The sequence below is a fragment of the Streptomyces sp. NPDC012794 genome (genome assembly GCF_042901085.1).
GTDB lineage: Bacteria > Actinomycetota > Actinomycetes > Streptomycetales > Streptomycetaceae > Streptomyces.
On the sequence record NZ_JBIBCI010000012.1, the window covers coordinates 1 to 22,612 of the forward strand.

Here is a 22,612-nt window from a genome sequence, read left to right on the forward strand (position 1 = left end):
GATCCGGAACAGGCGCCGAACATCGAAGCCCGCCCCGGACGACACCCCCCCCCCGGCCCCCCCCCCCCCCCCAGCCCCCCCCCCCCCCCCCCCCCCCCCCCGCCCCCCCCCCCCACCCCCCCCCCCCCCCCCCCCCCCCCGCCTCACCCCCGCCGAAGCCCACCGCACTGTGTGCCTGCTCCGCCCACCAGCCCCAGGGCATCCTCACCTCCACCTGGGAACGCACCACAACCCTCATCGCCCTTACCGTCACCACCGGCCACGGCCTGGCCCGCCTCCACCCCATGACCGTCGACGACCTCAACCTCGACCGCCCCTCCCCCGCGCCCGCGCCCGTGCCCGCCGCACCCTCGAAGCCGCCCACCGCCGCCTGGTCACCCTCGCCCTCGGCACCCCCCTCCTCCTCGAAGAGTTCTGCCCCACCGACCCCACCAGCCCCTGACACCCTGTATCAGGAATAGCCGTTCGGAGTGAAAGCGGCCCAGACAATGCACCGCGCATCGTCTTCCGTGCGACCGTCCCGTCATGAAGAACACCGCGATGCTGCTCTCACCGCTCGCCGCCGCGGTGCTGCTCGCGGGCCCAGCCACCCGCCCACACCGGGCCCTACTGGAACAAGGCCGTCAAATGCAGTGCGACCGATCCTGACGGCCGTAAGATCCCCACACGCCTGGGCAACGGGGACTTCGGCTGGAACCACTTCTCCGGCGCCCACAACATCAGGAAATGCCCCCTGGTCGACGTCCCGCTCCAGGGCAACGTCGACAAGGCGGACGGTGCCGACATCCAGTACTGGGGCTGGGCCACCAACCGCGCGTACGGCCGCGTCAAACTGGTCGTCAAGGCGCGCTACGCGCGCAAGACGGCGGACAAGCGGTACGACGCAGGACCCGGGAACGTGATCGGTGTGATCACCGCCTACTGCAACGGCATGCAGAAATGCCCCGACTGGGTCAACGAGTGAGCGAGCGAGGAATCCGGTGAAGAAAGACGACGACATCGGGGACTTCCAGGCGGAGGTGGCTGCCCTCCTGCTCGACCACGTCCGCGCGCCCCTGCTGAAGGACCAGCACGTGCGGGGAGTCCTGCCCGCCCCCGCCGGGGCGGCGGCGGTGCGGGTGGTCCTCGGCGACCGCGACGTGAGCGACCCGGCCCGCCTGACGGCGTACGAGATCCCCCGCGGCGGCGGCGAGGAACCCCGCACCGCCCACGACGTCGTCGCCCTGCTGCGCACGCTCCACACCGGGACCCACATCTACCCCTCGGACCGGGTCACCTCCGTCATGGGCATGGACCTCTACCTCGTCGACCCGGCGCAGGTGAAGAAAGCCCCCTTCACCACGGACGACTGGGCCGCCACCCTTCTGCGGTGCCTGGCGCAGTTCTCCCAGGAGCGGCCTCCGCCACGGCTGCGCGGATTCCTGTTCCGTCAGGGCGGCCTGCTGCGGCTCTACATGGACAGCGACGAGGTGCCGGGCGTGATCGCCGCCGACGTCAGGCCCGGAGGGGCCCTGACCGCTCTCCTGGCCGCACTGCCTTCCCTGCTCGGCGAGGAAGGGCAAACGCCCGGGAAGACGGAGGGTCCCCACTGCCGCTGTCTCGTGGACCTCACCCACTGGTGAGCGGGCAGGGTCACCGTCGCGGGGCCGGCCCGGCCCGCGCCCTCCTCCAGGGGGCGACAGCCGGACCCGGCTGGTGACCCGCACCGGGGCACCGGCCGGGCGGTCGGCACCAGGACGCCGGACCAAGGAATCCTTGCGAACCGGGGAGGTGACCACCGCCCTGATCGTGGCCGTCTTCCCGCCGGTGACCATGCAGTCCACCTCCGCCTCGGAGACGCCGGTGAAGTTCTGGTCGGGCATGGCGTGGTAGACCGTCACCTTGCCGCGCGCGTCGACCGGCATGCCCTGCGCGCCGCCCTGGGCCGGGAAGGGGCGGCTCCAGGGGGGCGGCCTCGGCGTCGACCGTGAAGCGGATGTCGTGCTCCTTGGGCACGTACGGGTAAGACACCGTCCCGCCGCCGTGCACCGAGGCGGCCCTGTGCGCGGTGGGAGTCGCGGGGGCCGGAGTGGCGGCGATCAGCGTCGCGACCAAGGGCGGCGGAGCCGGCCAGGGCGAGGGCGCCCGTACGGTTCTTCATCATGGACTCCCGGGGTGAGCAGGGTTTTTCGGTGACGGGTACAGCCTCACCGGGAGCCCGCCGACAGGGTGTTGGCCGCTGGACCGACATGTGCGAGGGCCCCTCCCCCGTTCGGGGGAGGGGCCCTCGGTACCGCGGACTACGGACCCGGGCCGGGCGAAGGAGAGCCGCCCTTGCCGATCCCCGACCCAGGCCACCTCAGTCCCCGTACCCGACTCCCGGCCCCCGCGGCCCGGCCTCCGGCGGCGGGGGCTGCGGAGCTCGCTCCGGCCCGGGCGCGGCCCGCGGCAGGCGCCCCCGCAACGGCGGTGCGCCGAGCGTCCACAGGTGTGCGTTGGGGGCGCCTCGGCCCGGAGGCGTCCGTTCGGGCGCCGGTACCTCGACCGCCGGCGCCGTGACCTCGGCGGGGGCAGGGGCGGGGCGCGCATGTTCCTGACGCTTCCAGCGGTCCGGTACGGACGGCAGCTGCCGGACCGCCCCCGCGTCCCCGTCCCGCTCCTGCGCGACGGCCCGCGCCCGCAGTGCGCTCTGCCTGGCGATGGGGGCGAAACCCGGTGCGGCGTTGCCGGTCTCCGGGGGCAGCGCGCGGGCACCCATCACGTTCAGTTCGCCCTGGAGCCCTTCCTCCGGCGGGAACACCTCGCGCGGCAGCTGCCAGGACGCGGCGCCGTCCACGTCGACGTGGTGTTCGGTCCCGTCCACGGCGAATCCGAGCCGGTAGCCGAGGTACTGGTCGTCCCGGTCGAAGAGGAGGCTACCGCTGACCCGCCCACTCCGGTCGCGGACCTCGTCCGCGAGCACCTGCACGGCGGCCGGCAGCGGATTCGTCCGGCCGAGGCACGCCACATAGCCGTCCGCCTCGACCGTCTTCGTCACCATGGCCCCGTCCTCGCCTACCGTCGCGTACGTCATCAGGAAACAGGTCCGCCCGTCCTCGCCGCGCACCGTCTCGACCTCTCCGACATCGGCCCTGCCGAACTCGAGGCGGCCGTCCCCCTTCTCGCGGCCGTACAGCTCCTCCATCGCACCGAACTGCACCTGGTGGCGCAGTGCGGCGGGAGGCTCGTTCCGGCCGATCAGGGTCACCCGCGCCCGCGGGTTCTTCCGGAGGATGATCTCGGCGTTGGCCGCCCCGGTCCCGCCTGATCCGGCGATGATCCAGTGATCGGCGTCGTTCGCGTCGAACCGGTTCTCGGCCACCTCGTCGCCCATCATGGTGCGGCCCGGAGCCTCCGTGCGAGCGGCCTCCCACTTCCGGGTCGCCTCCAGCGTGGTGAAGCAGTTCTCCAGGCGCACGGCGGGACCGCCGTCCGGGCCGGTGCGCAGGAGGTCCTTCAGCGGCGAAGCCTCCAGGGCACCCAACACGGCCTCGGTGTCCACGCCACCGCGTTCGGCCCCCGTCAGCACGTCACGCAACTGCGCCGCCCCGGCGACACCCTCCCCGTCGAGCTCCCGCAACCGGTCCCCGAGCAGCCGTACGGCCTCGGCGCGGCTCTCCACGCCGTTCCGGCCGCGGACCGCGCCCGGCACCAGCTCGGGGGGCAGCCCGGTCGCAACGCTGGGCGTCCCGTCGCAGGCCACCCTCAGCGGCCCGCCGCCCGTCACGGAGTTGATCTCCGCGAGCAGCTCCCCGCCGCGGCCCAGCCCCAGCCGTGCGTGGCCGTTCACCACGTCGCCCTGCGTGGCGAGCTGGTCCTCCCACACCCGGACCGCCTCGATCGGCACCCGGTCGCGCGGGTCGGTCACCGCCGCGTAGGGGTCCACCCCCATCCAGTACGCCAGATCCCGGTCCTGGTCCGCAGACTGGACGATCCCCTTGCCGGGGTCGAGGTGCCAGCGGCCCACCGCGTCGATCAGCAGGGCCTCCGGGTCCCGGCCGCTGAGACTGGCCCCGCCGCCGATCGCCACCTTGCGCCGCGGGGTCGTCCCGGCCGCGAGCTGCTCCCGCAAGGTGTGCTCGGTCCGCTCGTGGACCTGGTTCCGCCATGCCGCCCACTGCTGCTCGGCATCCGCCCCCAACGCGTCCCGGGGCAGCGGCAGCCCGTTCTGGTCGTACCCGGGCAGCGGCATGGTGACCTCCCGCCGCCCGAGGAACGCCTCGACCTGCCGCTGCGCCCGCATCGCGGCCTCCCGGGAGGCATGGAGCGCCGTGGCGTCGGCGGGGGAGAGCTGCTCGATGGGGCGGGCCAGGTCGCGCAGGAGGCGCTTCGAAACAGGGGACGCGGAAGGGTTGGTAAGCCGGAGCCGGAGGTCAGCCGCTTTTCTTTGGGAGAGATACGTTGCCTGGTCTTGCCGCGTCGCGGTCGGGCGCAGTCCGTACAAGTCCAGAAGAGCAGAGAACTCCGTGCGCGCGAATTCCTGTTGCTCCCTTGGCAGGTCGGGGTTCGAATGCTGTGCCGCCAGCCAGTCGAGTTCTGCGATGCGCCCCATGTCAGCGGCGGACAGCTCAAGGTCGGCCGGAAGCTCCGCGCTGTGGCGAAGAAGGTCCTCCCGTACCGGTGCCAGGCCCTCGGCTGCGCGCTCCCGCACGGCGGTGAGCTCACCGAGCTCACGGGCGAGTACCCGCTCCAGCATTGATTCGGGCAGGCGGTCGCTGATCCGGACGACGTAGTTCTGCGAGGTCGTGTTCGTCGCGGTGTCGGCGATCCTTCCCGCCTCCAGGGGAATGGCATCCAGCCAGATCGTCGCGTGCGGATCCTGGCCTTCTCCAACGGTGAAGAACTGGCGGCCGTCCTGGTCACGTCCCGCCCGGAGGGAGCCCAGCCTCTCCCGCAGCACACGCGCGGCCACCGGTCCCATCTGCCGTTCCGCAACCGACACCAGCTGCTCCCCGCGGCCCTGGTGGTAAGGCGGAAAAGCGCCGGGCGCCGCCCACGGGTACATCGACTGGTCCATGTGATGCCCTCTCCCCCGGGCCGCTCCATGGGCAGGCCGCATAACCGACCTTATGATCATGGCATGTTGAAAGCCCGTTCCTCCTTGGAAGCGCACCTGTACATGGACCTGCACCCGTGCGAGTGCGGTGGCAGCGGCGGCTTCGAGCGCCGGCACCATCTGGAGCAGCATGGCGAGGACCTCGTGGCGGTGTACGAGGGGACGTGTCGTGCCTGTGGGCGGGACAGGCGCTTCGCCTTCGTGATGGACGAGGAGATGCCGCCCCCTCCGCCCGCCTACGGCGGGGCCAAGCCGTCCCAGATCATCGATCCGGGTGAGTTCGCGGAGGTCGCCTTCCGATACGGCCGCTGGGCCTCGCTCGGGGCGCTCAACGCTCCCGAGTCCGAGCGTTACAAGTACCGGGGTGCGATGGTGGCTGCGCTGGCCGCCGAGGAGGAGGTGCTCAAGTTCATTCCGGAGGGCCAGGACGCGGTTCCTGCCTCCGCCTTCACGTCCCAGCGCGGCAGGGCCCTTTACGAGAAGGAACCTGAGAACTTCAGCCGGGACATCCTTGAGTTCGACCTGGAAGTCACGCAGAGGGCCCTCGCCGCGATGGAGGGCGACCCGCCCCCGGCCGCCGGCGAGGAGTGACGACCGCTAGAAACCGCCGCCTGAGCGGGCCCCTCTCGGCGTTGCAGGTCCGGGCCGCGGACCGGGATGTGAACTCGGAGGCGTTCGCCTTGTCCTTGAGCCAGCCCTGGACGTCCAGCTCGTACGGCTTGGCGGCGACGGCCTCGGTGGCGGCCAGGTAGTAGGGACCGTCGTGAAGCATGAGGCGGGCGAGGGATTGCGCGGCCAGGACAGGTCCGGCGACTGCGGTATCGCGTGGCCGGTGGCGCCGTGGCGGCCGTCCTCGCGGACGCGTCGCTCCCAGTAGCGCTCGTACCAACCCGCTGCGTCGATTTCGGGGGGCGGTGACTGGGGCGCATACACCTCGAAGCGCATGCGCAGCGTCAGGGGCCGGGCGACCACCTCGCGGACGGGCAGCCCGCGGACCGCGGCCTCCAGCAGTACGCCACCGCCTTCGCCCGGACGGTGGGTGGGGCCGCGGGCAGGTAGTGCGGGCAGTACGTGGGCGCGCTCCAGATCCTCGCCGCCGCGGAAGTCGCCCGTGTGGAAGACGACGTCGGACGGCGTCCTGCCCAGGAGGTCGTGGAGGGCGGCGCTGTCGCGCGTACGGCAGGTCGGGGCGAGCGGTATGCCCCGTTGCTGGCAGACGGCGACCGCCCGGCGCAGCACGCTGCGGCCGCCCGCGGCGTGCAAGAGCAGGTCCGCGGTATCGAGCAGTGCGATACAGCCGGGTTTCAGGCTGAGCTCGAAAGACTCCAGGAGCTGGTCGCCCTCACCCGGGGTGAGCAGCTGCTCGGCCCTCAGCAGGACCGGCCGGAGCTCCGCACCCGCACGGAGCTCGTCCGAGGGAAGGCCGGTGCGCGTCTCGGCGGGCGGGGCCGCCGCCCGACGGCCGTCGAGGAGGCCGGTCAGGTACCAGAGCAGGCTCGACTTGCCGGTGCCCGCTTCGCCCAGCACCACCTGGACGGGCTGGCCCGGGCTGCCGGCCAGGGCCTGCTGCTGCAGGACGCGCGCCAGGCGCTCCTTGGTGCCGCGGCGGACGTACCGTCCCGCAGGGGTACGGGCGGGGCGTCCGCGGAGCCGTGGTCGAGACACAGCATGTCGTGACGGGCCCGTTCGCTGATCTCGTCGGCCAGCTGCCGGTGCGCGCTGCCGTCGTCGCCGGCCCGTCGGGCGGCGAACAGCCACAGCTGCCGCGCGGCCCTATCCAGTCCGAGGCGGAGCCCGGACGGCAGCGTGCACTCGGGCTCACCGAGGTGCGCCAGTGCCTCGACGGCCCCCTGTCGGTCCTGGGTGATCGGCCTGTTGAGGAAGACGCCGGCCGGTGGAACTTCGTGTACCGGTCGGGCGCCGTACTCGCCGCGGCCCGCAGGTCCCGCTCCGTCTGGCGGGCGGTCCGCGCGTGAACGTGCCGCCACAGGGGGAGTCTGCCGGCCGCCTGCGCGACTCGCCGGAGCGGGGCAGCGGCCGTCCGGACTCCCGTCAATCCTTCAGGTCGCAGAGCAGGCACAGGGCCCGGTGCAGGTACGTCCGCACTTCCTGCGCGACAGCTTCCTCGGCCGCATCGGCCCCTCCCCCAGTGACGGATCGACAGGCGGCTCAGCGTAGGGCACACGGCCGGGCCCCGTAGTCGTCCCGGTCCGCCTTCGTAGCAGACGAGACCTCGCGGGAGTCCTGCACGAACCGCCTCTGCCCCGCGGTTCCGCATTCCTCTCACCGGATCTCACGCAGGAGTTCGGGGACCCCACCGCACCGGACGAATCTGACTGCGCACGCCGGCAACCCCGGGCGCGGGCCCGCACCTCACCCGTCTCGAGAACGGTGAGGTGTCACCACACCATGCGTCACGTCCCTTCGGCGATCGACACCTTCATCGACCACGCACTGCACGCCACGGGCGCCGCCCTGTCCTGGCATCCGAGCCCCGAGGTCCACTTCCTGGGCCAGGTCGTCCACGACCTGGCGTCGAGCGAAGCGGTACGTCTGTGGGTACGCACGGCCACCCGCGTGCACTGGACCCGTCTCACGGCCCGGCTGAGGCGCGGGCACGATCGCTAGAACTGCCCCCTCCCTGGTCCCGTCCGCCGGTGGCCGGCCCGTGGATGAACGGCTGCCGGCCGCTGGATGCCCTCCAGTCCCCACGCCGTACGAGCCGTAGTTATCCTCATCGGCCCGGTACCTCTTCCTCCGCTGCCCGACAGGTCTGGGTCGCGAGGCCGGACGGGCCACCGAGGTGGAGGAGGCCACTGGCTCCGGTCACCAGACTTCGCCTACCTCGGTCCTCGGCCGGAGAAGAAGGCCGCCGTTCCTCCGCCCGTACCCCGGCGCCGGAGAACACTCGGGACACCCGGGTCGTGGTGCCGCCGCATCGCCGAGGTCGCCGGCTTCCGCAGCTCTTTCAAGACCGCCGTCGGCCAGCGGGGCGAGGCGCTGAAAGTTGCCTGCCGCGAGTGCAGGCGCCTCTACGACGAAACCAGGGGCGACGACTGCGCCGAGAAGATCGACAACCGACACCTCATCGGCGGCGGCCGGTCCACCCGCGCCAAGCGTATGGTCGTCGCCCTGCCGTCCTGCACGTCAATCCCGAGATTGCTTGGCCTCCGGACCTCGAAGCCGAACGCATGCAACGAGCCGAGGCTGAAGGAACTGAGCGGCCGCGACACGGTTGCCGGCGCTTCCGGCGCCACCAAGCAGGTTTGCCCTGAGCCCAGGCCTGCTCTGGCCCGCTGGCGCAGTCGGCCGAACACCCGCTTGAGATCCAGACTGGGGCTTAGAACGTCTTCGCCAGCGCCTGGTGGAGGGCGGAGCCTCGTTGGGCGTGGGCACGGTGTGGAGAGGGACTGCGCTGCATCACGCGACACCGCGTCAGCGTCCGGTCGGGAAGCCCGTCTGTACAGAAGCTCACGGTCAAGAAAGTCAGGATGTCCGATTAGAGCGCCACGCTGGCCGATTGGTGCCTAGTACACGCACATCACCCGTGCAAATCTTCATGATCCGTACGGATGCGCCTCCGTCGGCCGTCCGTGTCGATCCCCTGCATCAGGTGGTGGAATTCCCATGAAGCTACTGCTCGCGAACGCCCCCAACCCCACGGAAAACCGCAACGCCTCCAACTACGCCTGCTACCCTCACATCGGCATCGTGCAGCTGGCCACGGCCACACGGGAGGCATTGGGCGACCGCGTCGACATACGAGTGGTCGACGGCGGCATCAGCAACACCGAGACCGTCCAGCAGACCGTTCGGGATTTCGCACCGGACATCGTCGGCATCAGCGCCTTGACACCCACCTACTCCGAGGCGCTGAAGATCGCCGAAACGGCCAAGGCATGTGGTGCGCGGGTTGTCATCGGCGACGATCATGCGATCTTCTTCCCCGAGATGATTCTCCGCAACCGGCCAGAGATCGACTACGTCATAGCCAATGACGGCGGCGAGATTCCGTTCGTGGAGCTGATGCGCGCCTTGCTCTCCAACAAAGGAAACTTAACGGAGGTTTCCTCTCTCGCCTACCGGGACGGCGCCGGGATTCGCATCAATCCTGCCCCGAAGTACGCGCTCTCATTGCGCAACACGATTCCTGACCTTTCCTTCATCGACAACGTTCTCGACGTCTACGCCGAGAACTACCGAGCCCAGTTCGGCCACCTCCACGGACACCAGGTGCGACCGGTGACCGTGAACAACGCACGCGGCTGCGAGAACGGCTACAAACGCTGCACCTACTGCTCCATCGCGGACCTGACCGTCAATACAGGAGACCCCCGAGGGTTCTGGAAGACGATCGACCAGTACAACCGCGACCACGGCATCAACCTCTTCTTCGAGGTCTATGACAGCTTCACCGCCAGCCCCCGTTACGTGGACGCCCTCATCGACTCCACCCCACCCCACCTGAAGCGCCGCATCGACGACGGCGAGCTGCAGGTCATGGTCTACGCACGTGCCCTCGGGCTGACCAAGCGCAACAACGTCGACAAGCTGCGGCGACTCGGCGTCACCCGTGCCAACATCGGGCTGGACGCCGCCGATCCCGAAATGCTCGAGGCGCAGCGGAAGAACAAGACGACCGGCGAGACCAACCTCGAAGCCATCCGCATGCTGAACAAGGCCGGCATCTCGGTCCATGCCTCGTACATCGCCGGCGCTCCGGGCGAACGGCCGGAGACGCTGGACCGCACCATCGCCGGCATCCGGCAGATGCTGGGCGAGGTCGAGCTCTCCTCGGTGGAGTTCTCCCGCTTTATTCCGTTGCCGAACAGTCCCGCATGGGATCTTCTGGTCGACTACGAGCAGCCGAACTTCTTCAAGAGCAGCGAGGAGATCGACCGCTATCTGACTGCGCTGGGCATCACCCCGACGCGGGACGACAGGGAGGAGATGTTCGCCAGGTTCGGCGATCAGGACTTACTCGACATCGACGAGCTGGGCGCCTTCTGGGCAGACAACTTCACCCACATCAGCGAGAAATACGCTCTCGAGCGGATCAGTGAAGTCGACGAGATGGTAACCGCGCACAACGTGCGCACGGGGAACAACGTCGGATAACCGCGCTCCTGCAGTGCGGTCGCCCCGTCGCGCAGGGGCGGGGGAAAGAAGGGTGCCGAAATGCTGGGAGTGCAGAATCTAACAACCTACGCGGTGGGAGCGCTGCTGATCATTCTGCTACCGGGGCCGAGTTCTCTGTTCACGCTGTCGATCGCCGCACAGCTCGGGGTCAAGTCCGGCTACCGCGCCGCGGCCGGGATGTTCCTGGGGGAGACTCTGCTGATGGTGGCGACGGCCGCCGGCCTGGCATCGCTCCTGCAGGCCAACGAGCTGGTGTTCGCTGTGGTGAAGTACGCGGGTGCCGGCTACCTGACCTGGATCGCCGTAGGCATGATCCGGGCGGCCTGGGCCATGTGGCGACGCCGGGACGAGAAGGCTGTGGAGGATGCCCCGGCCGCTTCAGACCTGCCGAAGGGCGGAAGGCTGTTCCGGCGGTCACTGGTGATCACGGTCCTGAACCCGAAGGCAATCTTGTTCTTCCTCTCGTTCTTCGTCCAGTTCGTCGACCCTCAGTACGCGTATCCGGGGTTGTCCTTCGCCCTGCTGGCCGCCGTCTACCAAGTCATCAGCATCGCGTACGTCACCGTACTGATCTTCAGCGGAACGTATCTCGCCGCCCAGTTCCGACGCCGCCGGAAGCTGTCTGCAAGCCTCACTACAGGGGCAGGAGCCGTATTCCTTGGCTTCGCAGCGAAGCTGGCCACGACGAGCAATTGAGGGTGTTGGCCGGCCCAGGGATTCCGGGCAGGTACCGAGGGCGTCGAGCACCGTGCGCAGCTCGGGACCATCCCCGTACGAGCCGGCCGCCCAATTGCCTGACCCCGTCGCCCCGCCCTCGTAGGGTTACGTCTACGTGATCATCGGCGGCAGGAGCGCGGCGGAGTGGGCTCGTGGGGTACTGCGGGCGGGCGGTTGAGCTGTTCAGCCCGCAGAAGGTGCCGGGGCTGTCCGTACGGGAGCGGGTGTACCCCGTCGAGGCGGACCGGCCCCTGCACCGGGACTCGGGACATCCCCTGCGGTCCGGCCCCGCTGGAGCCGGGGTACGGCTGGCAGCACGTCGTCTACGGCGGGACGCTCGCCCTCAGTGCCGTACGCGACACCCTGTTGCGGGTGTTCGGTGAGAGCGGCGAGGACCACGACGGCCGGATGGACGGCGAGAGTGCGCTGTTCGCCCTCACCGTGAACGACGAGGGGCGGCTGCTGCTCGAGTCCGCCCGTCTTCTCCTCCAGCGCCTGGGCCACCGGCCGTACGATCCGCCCCTGCCCCGGCCGCCGGGGCCGGCTCGACGGGTTCGTGGAGGAGGCCGACGCCTGGAGCGCCCGGGCCGCCGCGCTTGGCGAGCCTGACGGGTCCGCTCCGGACACGGGTGAGGCAGAGACCGACGAGGAAGAGGCGGCCCCCGTCGGGGCGGGGGTGGTCACCGCCGTGGGGTTGCTGGAGTTCACGCGTGAGCTGGCCGCCTCTTGGGGCGTGGCGGTAGCGCTGGATCCCGTCGGGGTGCGGGTCCGCAGCGTCGCCGTGCGTCTCGACCACGCCGGTGCCGCCGACCAGCAGGACTTCCTCAACAGCTTCATCGCCGCCGGCCTCGATAGAGCGTCGACGGCGCGCTCGCGCGGCAGGACCCCGGGCCCGGGCTCGCCGCCTACCTCACCCCCCGGGGCGGCCTTCGGCCAGGCCCGCCGCGTCGACCTGCGACTGCGCCCCGAGGCCGCCCTCGCGGGCGTGGCCCCAGCCCGTACCCCGGCGGGCCGCTGGCCGGCCGAGGCGGAGCACCCGCTCGCGCTGAGCCAGCAGTTCGCGGTCAACGCCGTGCACACCGAGCTCGCCCCCGCAGCCGGGCTGTTCGCCGTCAGCGGCCCGCCTGGCAGTCCGAGGCCCCGAGGCTGGCTGAGCCGGGGCAACTGGGACTTGCCCACGGGAGGGCCCTTCGCGCCGCCCTCGTCGTCACGAGGAACCACGAGGAACAAGGCACTGCTGGGCCACCTTGGGCGCGACCGGTTCGAGCCGATGGCCATGACCGGCGATCCCGTCGACGAGATTGTCATGCTCCTCTACGTCTCCTCCTCGCCGTCACGGACGCCCCCCTTCGAGCAGTCCGCGCGCCACCACCAGCCCGCGCACACACCCCCACGCCGTCCGTGTGCTCGCCTGCGGCTACCACCAGGAAGCCCGCGAAGTGGGGCTGACCGGCCATGCGGTTATGACGCTGGGCCTGGGCTGCAGTCCACCCCAGGCGGACAGGGTGATTCCCCCGGCACGAGCTCTGGCTGACCGCTTACCCCCCGCAGCGCCCGAACGTCGGCGTTTCGGCCAACGGCCGTCGAGCGCGTGCCCTTGCGCGGCAAGGGTCGGTGCACCGCGCACCTTCGGAAATCCGCTGAATCACAGGGTGCACAACCCGTCCGAAAGGAACAGGTGCTCGAAATCGTGCGGCGTCGTTGAACACGTCGACGCCACCACCACGTCCACAAGGGGGAACACGTTGACGACAGCCGGACCAGACAACGGCAAGACCGGGAGCGGCCCGAAGGCCGGGGCCACGGACAACATCTCGGATGCCGAGCGGGAGCTGTACGGGGGCAGGCTGCGCTACGACCAGTCCTTCGTTCGCCACGAAGGTCCGCTGACCAGGCTGAAGTTCGGGCATATGGCAGCCGCGCTGCCGCGGATGGTGGGCATGGTGCTGCGCACCGGCTGGAAGGCGGACCGGCGCGCACTGATGGGGGTCGTCGCGGCCGAGCTCGGGCAGGGCGTGACGGCCGGGTGGGGTCTGGTGGCGGTGAACGGCGTCCTCGCACAGTTGTTCGCAGACGGCCCGACCGTGGACAAGCTCCGCGACGCTCTGCCGTCCCTGGTGGCGCTCGCGGTTGCGGCGGTGGCCGGCGCCGTCCTGTCGGCCTGGTCGACGGCCATGTCCGGCCGGCTGGAGCCCCAGGTGGAGCGGGCCGTCTCCGCCCGCTACTACACGGCCGTCACCGGCGTGGAGGTGGAGGCGACCGAGCGGCCGGAGGTCCAGCGGATCCTGGAGGCGGGGAAGTTCGGCACGGACTCGGCCCGCAGCATGCTGCGGCTGTCGGTCGGCGTCGGCAATGTGGTGATCGGCATGGCGGCAGCCGCGGTCGTGCTCGCGGCGCTGCACTGGGCGCTGCTGCCGATGCTGCTGGCGATCGCCCTGCCCAAGGGGTGGGGCGCGGTCCGCTCGGCCCGCCGCGACTATCTCTCCCGGATGGCCTGGGTCGATCACCGCAGGGCGATCGCGTCCCTGCTGGCCTACCTGACCCGCCCGCACGCTGCCGGTGAGCTCCGCGTGCACGCCGCCGGCACGAAGCTGCTGTCCAGCTACGAGGAGATGTCCAGGCAGACGGAGGCCGAGCAGCGGCGTCTGGCCCGGGCCCAGGCATCGACGGACCTGGTCGCGGGCGGGTTCGCCGGCGCGGCGTCGCTGGCCTGCTACGGGGTGCTGTGGTGGCTGTTGTCGAGCGGCGGTCTCCCGCTCGCCGTCGGCGGGACCGCGGTGATCGCCATCCGTACCTCGACGGCGCGGCTCACGTCGCTGGTGCAGCAGGTGAACCGGCTGTACGAGGAGCTGCTGTTCCTCACCGACACCGAGGACGCGATCAAGGTCGCCGGGGAAAACGCCATCCCCTCTTCCGGTGCGCCGCTGCCGGCCCAGGTGCGGGAAGTACGGGTGGAGGCGGTGTCTTTCACCTACCCGGGCGCTGATGGCCCCTCCCTCAAGGGTGTGAGCGTGCGCGTGCCGCGGGGGAAGGTGACGGCCCTGGTGGGCGCGAACGGGTCAGGGAAGACCACACTCACGAAGGTGCTGGCCGGGCTGCTGCTGCCGGCCGAGGGAGACGTGTGGTGGGTGGGTGAGTCGGGCGAGCGGGTCGGGCTGCGTGAGGCGGACCGCGCCCGGGTTTTCGCCGAAGTCGGTCTGCTGGCTCAGGACTTCCCGCGTTGGGAGATGACGGCGGCCGCGAACGTTGCCATCGGCGCCGGTGACCGCCCACGGGACATGGACCGCGTCCGCAAGGCCGCCGGCGAGGCGGACGTGCTCGAGCTGGTCGAGGGCCTGCCACATGGCTGGGACTCGATCGTGTTCAAGGGTTACGAGCGCGGTGTCCAGCTCTCGGGAGGCCAGTGGCAGAAGCTGGGGACGGCTCGCACGAGGTACCGGCAGGCGCCGTTCCTGCTGGTCGACGAGCCGACCAGTGCGCTGGATCCCCATGCGGAGATCGCCGCGTTCGAGGGGCTGTGGTCCCTGGCCGAGGAGGGGCACGCGGTCATGCTGGTCACCCACCGGCTCGCCGCGACCATGCACGCCGACCACATCTACGTCCTCGACAAGGGGAGCGTCGTCGAGGACGGCACCCACCAGGAACTCATGGCCCGCGAGGGCGGCCTGTACCAGGGCATGTTCACCGCCCAGGCCGCCCAGTACGGAATCACGCCGGCAGCCGACGGCGTTCCCCGCCCCCGCGGCGCCCAGCCGTCCGGCCACGAAACGGCAAGCTGATCCACCGGAGCGGCTTTCCCCCAGCCCGGCCCGCCACCCGGCCCCCACTCCATCGAAGGCGAGGCACCGCCCATGCCACCCAGCTCCACCGCGATCCGCACGACCGTCGAGGCGTACCTCGGCAGGCACCCCGGCGAGCGTGACGCCCTGGCCGCGCTCCTTGCCGCGCTGGGCCGGCCCGTCGACGCGACCGCCCGGACGACGCTGCCCGGGCACGTCACGTGCAGCGCCGTCGTCATCGACCGGCAGGGCCGGGTCCTGCACATCCGGCACCGGGCCACCGGCGGCCTCGTCCTCACCCCCGGCGGCCACATCGAACCCGGGGACCGCACGCTGCTCACCGCGGCGCTGCGGGAGGTGTCGGAGGAGGCCGGGATCGCGCCGGGCGCCCTGTGCCTGACCCGGCAGCTGCTCGGCTCTCCGATCGACATCGACGTCCACGACATCGACGCAAGCCCGGCGAAAGGGGAACCGGCCCACCGGCACTACGACGTCCGCTACGTCTTCTACCTCGCCGGGGAGGAGCCGCCCGCGATCGTGCTGCAGGACGAGGAGGTGTCCGCCGCCCAGTGGCTCCCCCAGCCGGAGGTCACCTCGCCGACACTGCGCGCGAAACTCCTCGCGGCGCGGCTGGACGGCCGGCCCGAGCCGGTGAACGCTTCCGCACTCATCCACGACGGGGCCGGCCGCTACCTGCTCCATCTGCGCGACCACAAGCCGGGCGTCATCTGGCAGTCGGGGGCGTTCGCTCTTCTCGGCGGAGGCCGCACGCACGACGACCAGAGCCTGGAGGACACGATGTTGAGGGAGCTGTCCGAGGAGGTCCCCGACCTCAGCCTTGAGGACGTGAAGCCCTACGCCGTGGAGGCCGCCACCAGCGTCGACGGCCTCAGCGTCCCCGTCCGGGTCTTCGCCGGCCGGTGGCGTGGCAACCCCGACCGTCTCGCGCTGCACGAGGGTGTGCTGCTGCGCTGGTTCACACCCGATGAACTGGACCGGCTGCGCCTGAGCCCCGCCACCCGGGACCTGATTCGCCGGCACGCGGCCGAGAACCCTCCGGACAACGGGCCGGACGCGGCTCCCGCCGTGTGGGATGGGGGCAGCCGGACGGTGCTGAACGGCATCGGAGTCCACCTCCACCTCGAAGACGCCGAAGGCCGGGTGCTCCTCGGGCTGCGTCACCCGGACTCGAAGTACGCGGGCGACACCTGGCACTACCTCGCCGGGAGGTGCGAGCAGGAGTCCGCCCTCGCCTGCCTGGTCCGAGAGGCGAGGGAGGAGGCCGGTCTCGTCATCGACCCCGTGGACGTGGAGCTCGCGCACGTCGTCCACGTCGTCGACACCGCAGGCGCGCTGCCGTTGATGCAGCTGGTCTTCAAGGTCCGCCGGTGGGAGGGAGTACCGAAGGTCCTTGAGCCCGACAAGTGCCTGACCTGGAAGTGGTGGCCGCGGCATGAGCTGCCGGACAGGATCGTCCCCTACACGCGAACGGCCATCGCCTCGATCGCCGAAGGCCGCCCCTACTCCCAGTTGGGCTGGGTGCGACACGAGGTCGCTCACGACAAGTGAACTCTCTGCTGAGGAAGGAAGGTTGAGCAGGCAGTTTCGGACCAGTGTCCAAGGTCCGTCCCCACGTCCGCATGCTCCGCTGGTAACGGCGGGGTGTGAAGCCGGACGGGTCAAGCCCAAGAGCGGCCCACGCCATCGGGCGGCAACAGGCGAAGGGGAAGACTGGCCGGGCTAATGCGAATGAACTCCCATTGACGCCTCGTGATCTGGACCCTTCCGATGGCGAGAAAAAACAGGAAGGACAGGACCTGTGTTGCAAGACACAAAGTGGCTCCGGGATTCCAGCCGCCCGGAGCAGGACACCACTGGTCCCGGGGTAAAGGGAGAGCCCAACACCAGTCGCATCTTGTCGGAGCGGAACGTGGAAACCCCGTCAGAGTCCGGACGGTCGTCCGGTAAGCCGGAGGCAACGAAGGCCCAATTCTCTGGCGGGAACAGGATGGTCCAAGAAGCGAATGCCGACCGGGCGAAAGCCCAGGGGAAACGGCAGGGAACCTCGACCCTGCCACATAACCCGTCGGATACGGGTGGATGCCCGGCTCGAAAGAGAGCTGACGTGGACCAGGTGGACCTGTGAAGAAGAACAGCAAGGACGCCATCACCAAAGGGCAAGTTAGACACGGAGGTGAGCGTGACGGCAGTATATGAGACGGCGGTGGCGATCACCGACGTGAACGGACCGGAGGGCTCCGCTGAATACTGGAACAGCATCGACTGGTCCTGTCAGGAGGCGGCGGTACGGCGACTGAGGCAGAGAATCTTCACGGCCTCACAGGAAGGGGACCTCAAAAGGGTCCGCAACTTGCAGAAACTCATGCTGCGCTCGCACGCGAACACGCTGGTTAGTGTGAAGCGGGTAACGCAGCAAAGCCAGGGGCGTCGGACGGCCGGGATCGATCAGGAGACGGCGCTCAATCCGCGGGAGCGGGGAAAGGTGGCGATGGAGATTGCCACTGAGCGGGATCCTGGAAGAGCTCAGCCAGTTCGACGCGTGTACATCCCGAAGGCCAATGGGAAGCGGAGGCCGCTCGGTATCCCTGTGATTCGCGACCGGATCAGGCAAGCCCGAGTCAAGAACGCATTGGAGCCAGAGTGGGAGGCCCGGTTCGACCGGAGAAGCTACGGCTTCCGGCCGGGGCGGGGCTGTCATGACGCGATCCAAACCATCTACAACGTGCTCCGGAAGAAGACCTCCCGGCGCCTGTGGGTGCTGGACGCTGACCTGACGGCGGCTTTCGATCGCATCTCACACGAACACCTGATGACAAGCCTCGGCGCCTTCCCAGCCAGGGAGGCGATCCGGGGGTGGCTGAAGGCCGGCGTGATGGAGAACGGTCGTTTCGCACCGACTCTTGAGGGGACTCCTCAAGGCGGTGTAATCAGTCCGCTTCTGCTGAACATTGCTCTGCATGGCATGGAAGCCTCTGCTGGCGGCACCGATGAAGGCACAAGTTACCGTGCCCGAAAGGATGCGCCAATCCTCGTCCGCTACGCAGACGACTTCGCAGTGTTTTGTCGCAGCGAAGAAGAAGTATGCGAGGCAAAGGAGCGGTTAGCCCGCTGGATGGAGGGCCGAGGGGTCGCCTTCAACGACGAGAAGACATCGATTATTCACGTCGACGAAGGGTTCGATTTCCTTGGCTTCAATGTCCGTCGGTACAACGGCAAGCTACTTATTAAGCCAAGCAGAGAGGCCATCAGGAGGGTCCGGGAAAGGCTTCGAGCTGAGGTCCTGGCACTACGCGGGTCCAACGCTCGGGCCATCATCAGGAAGCTCACCCCGATCATCAGGGGATGGGCAACCTACTACCGGACGGTGGTTTCAAGCAAAGTATTTTCGAATCTGGATCACTACGTGTGGACCCTCACATGGAAATGGGCCAGGTTCAGCCACCCGAAAAAGTCGTCGTACTGGCTCAAGGACAGGTACTACGGCCAGTTCCGCTTGAATCGGATGGACAGGTGGGTGTTTGGCGACCGGGAAACCGGCGCTCATCTCTACAAGTTCCAGTGGACCAAGATCCAAAGGCACGTGCTCGTCAAGGGGAGTAATTCTCCGGACGACCCCGCGCTTGTCGACTACTGGTCCAGCCGCCGACGCAAGTCGGTCCCAACGACGCTCGACAGTACGTCGATCACGTTGGCCGCCCGCCAGAAGGGGATGTGCCCGCTATGCAAGCAGGCGCTGATCTCCGGGGCCGAGTACGAACCCGACAGCCCACGCGAGTGGGCCACCTGGTTCTCGGCCGTGTCGAAGACGCTGCACAAGCACCACTTCGTCTATCGGCGGGACGGTGGTTCCGATCAACGGACCAATCTTCGCCTCGTACACGCTGATTGTCACCGCCAGCACCACGCTGGCGATCACAGGAGGGCCCAGCAGTTGTGACCTTTCATCAGGGCCATAAGGGTCTGCTTGAGCCGGATGCCGCGATGAGTGGCATGTCCGGTTCTGAGGGGGCCGGGGTGCGGCAACGCACCCCGGCTACCCGACTGAGCAGGGTGAGCACACCTGCCGGGAGCGGGCGGCGAAGCCAGTCCGTCCGCAAGCCGGCACTGTCAGGGGCGGCGGTGAGATGAGTACCGAGTCCGACGCCATGGTCGTGGCCGGGGTCCTGGCGCTGCTGTACCGGATCACGCCGGCCGCGGTCGGCGAGGGCCCGGCGGGAACGGCGACCCGTAACTACGTGGCCGAGGACGGCGAGGGCCGACGGTGGTTCGTGAAGGCATACCCCCGTGGGACCGACCTGGAGGCGGAGCGGCAGGCATTGGCCCTGGGTGAGGCGGCCAGGGCGGCCGGGGCTCCGGTGCCGGCCGTGCGGCAGACGGTGACGGGCGAGATGATCGCGTCGGCCGACGGGCTGGGGGTGTCCGTGATGGAGTACATCGCGGACGCGGAGACGGCCGAGGGCGGGTTGTCCGGCGGCCGGTGGAATGCGGTCGGCGAGGCCGTCGGCCGACTGCACCGGGCCCTGGCCCGCCACCCTGTCGGACCGCCACACCCGGTGGCAGCCCGCGAGGTGTGCGACGTCGAGCGGGCCGAGCGGCGGCTGGAGGAACTCCTCGCACGATGGGCCGCCGCGCCGCCTGCCCCGGGAGGATTCGCCGCCTGGGCGTACCGCACCGCGGCGGGGCGTCTTGCCGCCCTTCCCGAGGTGGCAGCCCGCCTGGAGAAGCTGCCGGCCACGCTGACGGCGCAGATCGTGCACGGGGACCTGGCCTCCCCCAACCTGCTGCTGCGCGGCGAGGAGGTCGCCGCGGTGATCGACTTCCGGCCACCGGGACATCGCAGTGCCGTCTGGGAGCTCGGCCGGATCGTGCTGGACCCTCGCACCGTGCTGGCCCGCCCGGACGAATGGATCCCGGGCCTGGCCCGCGCGGTTGATGCCTACCGGGCGGCGAACCCGGAGCTTCCTGTCGAGGACCTCCTCGCCGTGCCGCGCGTCGCCGCCGGGTACCTGGCGTGCTCGGTCTATCCCCTGTCCGAGCCGCTGGACGACCCTGCCTGTCTCACTCCGGCCCTGGAGGCGTACGGGCGCGCCCGCCAAGGGGCCGCGGGCGTGCTGTGGGAACGCCTGGAGGAGGCCGAGGAGGTGCTCCGTGACGTCCTGCGCTGAGCCCACCGCCACACCCGCTCCGCGCCGCGAGCGCTGCGGCACATGCCGGACCAGCCGCCACGCCGCGCCCGGAGCAGTCGGCGACCCCGTACCGCCGCCGCCCCCACTACGGAGGGCTCCTGCGGCGTACCCACGCCCCCACGTACGGAAGGCGCCCGTCACGACCGCTCACCCGGTGGCACCGGCGGAACCGCGCGATCGGCCTGTCGCCGGAGTGCCGCCGCGAACGGCGCCCAAACTGCGGCGGCTTTCGCGGCGGACTCGCGGTCAGGCGCAGCCGGAACCTGGTGTGGGCCGCTCGGTCGGGATGTGATCGTTTCCGGGACCGCGCTGGGCGGTGTACCAGCCGAGAGCGCGCACCATCGCCTTGTGCAGCGTCTGCGGGAGCAGTGGGTCAAGGGCGCCCCAGGCCCGGTCGACCAGGTCCCGGGCTTCGGTGAGGCAGACCTCCAGGGCGCCGCTGTCCATGAGGAGTTCGGCCGCCTGGGCGGCATCGGCTTCGGTGCGGGCGTGAAGGGCTGTGGCCAGGCGTCGGCGGTCGTCAGCGTCGAGGAGGGCGAGGGCGTGGGCCACGGGGTAGGTGACCGTGCCGTTGGCCAGGTCGCGGGCGGGCGTGCGCACGAAAATGCCCTGCCGGTAGTCGTCGGCGGTGGACATGCCGTACAGGTCGGCGACATCGTCGCTGATCTGGTAGGCGACGCCGATCGTCTCGAAGTACCGGCAGATCGCCGTGAGTTGTGCGTCGTCTGCGCCCGCGAGAATCGCTGTGATCTCGGCGGTGCTGCGCACAAGCATGCCCGTCTTGAGGCGGTGGGTGGTGCGGATCTGTTCGAGAAGCGCGCCCGGGTCCCCGCTTGTGGCGGCGCTGTCGAAGGTGGTGCGGTATCCGGCCAGGTCGAGGGCCTGTCCGGCGTGCGCGGCGCGCATGGCGCGCAGGTAGACCTGGTAGATGCGCAGCATGGTGGCCGCATCGGCTTGGGGAACGCGTTGGAGCAGGGGGTCGAAGGTGTAGTAGCCGAGCGTCCCGGCGGTGATCGCTGCGGGAATGCCGAAGACCTCGTGGACGCTGGGCAGTCCGCGCCGGGTGGGGGAGCCGTCCTGGATGTCGTCGATGATCAGTGCCGCGGTGTGGAGGATTTCCGTGACCGCGGTGAGCGGGCGGTAGGGCTCGGGGTCGGTGTCCAGGAGACACAGGACCGACGTCGCCACGAAGGGGCGCCAGGAGCGTCCCGAGGTGTTCAGCAGGTGCAGGACGGGCGCGGCGAGGGCCTCGTGGAGCCGGGCGTGGGCCGTGGCGTCCAGGAGTGTGCCGTCGTGGGTGCCCGAGAGGAGATCGACGCCGACGGTGTCGGCCGGGGTGGCCGGGTAGACGGCTGCCGCTTCCGCGCGGGCGATGCCGTGGCTGCGGCGCATGTAGCGCTCGATGTCACCGATGGTGTTGTCGGGCAGGGTCTTCAGGACGGCCATGGCGCTCACGGAAGCGCCCTGCATGGTGCCGCGCGCGGTGGCGGGGCTCTCCCAGAAACCGCGGCCGACGGTGAGGGTGCGGATCTCCCGCGCGGCGGCGGGCGCGGTGAGCTCGACGTCCAGGTCGAGTGCCGGAACGTGAACCCGTACCGCGGTGGGATAGGTGTTGTAGGTGGCCAGAGAGGTCCAGTGCCGGGTCGGCTGCCAGGTCAGGTCGTGGTGGCTGACGCTGCCGTCCGGGGCGACGGCGATCGCCCGCGCGAGGACCGAAGGGCAGGCGACCGAGCTGGAGCCACCGGTGCTCATGTGAAGGACGCTGATATCCCAGCCATTGTCGAGGTGCAGGCCGGCCCACCCCCAGTCGAGGTTCGACGGACCCAGCGTCTGCGCGCCGCCGGTAGGGATCGCGCCCCAGCCGTGCTGGAACCAGGCTCGGCCCGCTACCCTCTTCGCCGTCCCGTCGCTGGTGAGCAGCGTGCCGCAAGCCTCCAAGCGAGGCAGGACGGACGAGGTGAGCCCCGCCGGGCCCTCTGTGATCGGGGGCGCGCAATCGAACTGCGGCACCACCGGCTTGAGGGGAGTAAGCAGCAGGTCGAAGTGTGCCTGCTCCTTGAAGACCAGGTGGAAGCTCCCGTCGCCCTTCCGACGCAGCGCCATCACCTCGCCCGCGGTGAGATCCAGCGTCCCGGACTTCTCCGTCACCGGCCCCGGCAGCAAGCGGTCGGGAAGAAAGGGGCCCTGCGCCAGGGCCTCGGTCATCGCCGCGCGGACCCGCGGATCCATGCTCTGATCCGAGCTGATCGCCTGGCGGAGCGCCTTGAGGGCAGAGGGCGTGATCCATGTGCCGTACGACAGGCCCGCCGGGCCGTGGTGCGCCACGTACACGCAGTGACCGGGCCCCGCGGCCGGGTCCTGCGTGTCGTGATGGCGCAGCACGCCGGCCGACCAGGTATGCGCTTCGCCGTCCTCGTCACGCAGGTGCCCCGTCAGGTGCCAGGTCTCGACACCGGCCGACATGCGTGCGCTGCCGAAAGGCAGCACTTCAGCGATGGGACGTGGTGCCGGTGCGGGCACCTGAGATGTGGGGGTGGAGACAGAGCGGGTCATTGCAGCGAACCTAGAGGCTTTCTGACGCCCGACCGGTAGCGATCACACTGCTATCCACTGCATTGGATGAAATATGAAAACGATCACGACCGTTGGCGTGTCTTCCCACTTCACAAGGCGTTGGACGAAGGCCAGTTCGTCTC

The 22,612-nt window shown here is 69.9% G+C and carries 14 protein-coding genes; 10 read left to right on the forward strand and 4 right to left on the reverse strand.

The features are described 5' to 3' along the window. The first annotated feature begins 980 nt into the window (after window positions 1-980). On the forward strand, window positions 981-1,622 hold the full coding sequence (locus tag ACFY7H_RS22030) for a hypothetical protein (RefSeq protein ID WP_388940396.1): 642 nt from the start codon (window positions 981-983) through the stop codon (window positions 1,620-1,622). A gap of 716 nt (window positions 1,623-2,338) precedes the next feature. On the opposite strand, the gene ACFY7H_RS22035 is transcribed toward ACFY7H_RS22030, so the two are convergent. Further along, window positions 2,339-5,035, reverse strand: coding sequence for a hypothetical protein (locus ACFY7H_RS22035; RefSeq protein ID WP_388940398.1), 2,697 nt, complete (start codon window positions 5,033-5,035; stop codon window positions 2,339-2,341). A 63-nt stretch (window positions 5,036-5,098) separates the two neighbouring features. Between ACFY7H_RS22035 and ACFY7H_RS22040 the strand changes: the two genes are divergently transcribed. Continuing rightward, on the forward strand, window positions 5,099-5,665 hold the full coding sequence (locus ACFY7H_RS22040; RefSeq protein WP_388940399.1) for a hypothetical protein: 567 nt from the start codon (window positions 5,099-5,101) through the stop codon (window positions 5,663-5,665). A gap of 6 nt (window positions 5,666-5,671) precedes the next feature. Here the strand turns inward: ACFY7H_RS22040 and ACFY7H_RS22045 are convergent, their stop codons facing one another. Next, the gene (locus ACFY7H_RS22045; RefSeq protein WP_388940401.1) at window positions 5,672-6,739 is read right to left on the reverse strand and encodes a hypothetical protein; all 1,068 of its coding nucleotides are present in this window, start codon (window positions 6,737-6,739) and stop codon (window positions 5,672-5,674) included. Between the two features lie 8 nt (window positions 6,740-6,747). On the opposite strand from ACFY7H_RS22045, the gene ACFY7H_RS22050 reads away from it, so the two are divergent. From ACFY7H_RS22050 to leuE, 4 genes are all read left to right on the forward strand, one after another. After that, window positions 6,748-7,050, forward strand: coding sequence for a hypothetical protein (locus tag ACFY7H_RS22050; RefSeq protein ID WP_388940403.1), 303 nt, complete (start codon window positions 6,748-6,750; stop codon window positions 7,048-7,050). A gap of 433 nt (window positions 7,051-7,483) precedes the next feature. After that, window positions 7,484-7,702, forward strand: a complete 219-nt coding sequence (locus ACFY7H_RS22055) for a hypothetical protein (RefSeq protein WP_388940405.1) — start codon at window positions 7,484-7,486, stop codon at window positions 7,700-7,702. 999 nt (window positions 7,703-8,701) lie between these two features. Further along, window positions 8,702-10,192: a B12-binding domain-containing radical SAM protein gene (locus tag ACFY7H_RS22060; RefSeq protein WP_388940406.1), complete on the forward strand. Its 1,491-nt coding sequence runs from the start codon at window positions 8,702-8,704 to the stop codon at window positions 10,190-10,192. Window positions 10,193-10,252: 60 nt separating this feature from the next. Further along, window positions 10,253-10,909 (forward strand): leucine efflux protein LeuE, encoded by a 657-nt coding sequence (gene leuE, locus ACFY7H_RS22065; protein ID WP_388940407.1) that lies wholly within the window; start codon window positions 10,253-10,255, stop codon window positions 10,907-10,909. 931 nt (window positions 10,910-11,840) lie between these two features. Here leuE and ACFY7H_RS22070 read toward each other — a convergent pair. Then, entirely contained in the window at window positions 11,841-12,008 is a 168-nt protein-coding gene (locus tag ACFY7H_RS22070) for a hypothetical protein (RefSeq protein ID WP_388940408.1), read from the reverse strand. Between the two features lie 769 nt (window positions 12,009-12,777). Between ACFY7H_RS22070 and ACFY7H_RS22075 the strand changes: the two genes are divergently transcribed. The 4 genes from ACFY7H_RS22075 to ACFY7H_RS22090 all read left to right on the forward strand — a co-directional run bounded on the left by ACFY7H_RS22075 (window position 12,778) and on the right by ACFY7H_RS22090 (window position 19,895). Further along, window positions 12,778-14,709, forward strand: coding sequence for an ATP-binding cassette domain-containing protein (locus ACFY7H_RS22075; RefSeq protein ID WP_388940717.1), 1,932 nt, complete (start codon window positions 12,778-12,780; stop codon window positions 14,707-14,709). 72 nt (window positions 14,710-14,781) lie between these two features. After that, the gene (locus tag ACFY7H_RS22080) at window positions 14,782-16,278 is read left to right on the forward strand and encodes an NUDIX domain-containing protein (protein WP_388940410.1); all 1,497 of its coding nucleotides are present in this window, start codon (window positions 14,782-14,784) and stop codon (window positions 16,276-16,278) included. 631 nt (window positions 16,279-16,909) lie between these two features. Further along, window positions 16,910-18,667: a group II intron reverse transcriptase/maturase gene (gene ltrA, locus ACFY7H_RS22085; protein WP_388940412.1), complete on the forward strand. Its 1,758-nt coding sequence runs from the start codon at window positions 16,910-16,912 to the stop codon at window positions 18,665-18,667. A gap of 187 nt (window positions 18,668-18,854) precedes the next feature. Next, complete coding sequence (locus ACFY7H_RS22090) at window positions 18,855-19,895, forward strand: phosphotransferase enzyme family protein (RefSeq protein WP_388940414.1); 1,041 nt, start codon at window positions 18,855-18,857, stop codon at window positions 19,893-19,895. A gap of 267 nt (window positions 19,896-20,162) precedes the next feature. On the opposite strand, the gene ACFY7H_RS22095 is transcribed toward ACFY7H_RS22090, so the two are convergent. Beyond that, on the reverse strand, window positions 20,163-22,403 hold the full coding sequence (locus ACFY7H_RS22095; RefSeq protein ID WP_388940416.1) for a polyprenyl synthetase family protein: 2,241 nt from the start codon (window positions 22,401-22,403) through the stop codon (window positions 20,163-20,165). Between the last annotated feature and the right edge of the window lie 209 nt (window positions 22,404-22,612).

Coding starts and splice junctions, on each gene's coding strand:
- ACFY7H_RS22035 (WP_388940398.1), bottom strand. CDS start 5,035: ATGGACCAGTCGATGTACCCGTGGGCGGCGCCCGGCGCTTTTCCGCCT.
- ACFY7H_RS22040 (WP_388940399.1), top strand. CDS start 5,099: ATGTTGAAAGCCCGTTCCTCCTTGGAAGCGCACCTGTACATGGACCTG.
- ACFY7H_RS22055 (WP_388940405.1), top strand. CDS start 7,484: ATGCGTCACGTCCCTTCGGCGATCGACACCTTCATCGACCACGCACTG.
- ACFY7H_RS22060 (WP_388940406.1), top strand. CDS start 8,702: ATGAAGCTACTGCTCGCGAACGCCCCCAACCCCACGGAAAACCGCAAC.
- leuE (WP_388940407.1), top strand. CDS start 10,253: ATGCTGGGAGTGCAGAATCTAACAACCTACGCGGTGGGAGCGCTGCTG.
- ACFY7H_RS22080 (WP_388940410.1), top strand. CDS start 14,782: ATGCCACCCAGCTCCACCGCGATCCGCACGACCGTCGAGGCGTACCTC.
- ACFY7H_RS22090 (WP_388940414.1), top strand. CDS start 18,855: ATGAGTACCGAGTCCGACGCCATGGTCGTGGCCGGGGTCCTGGCGCTG.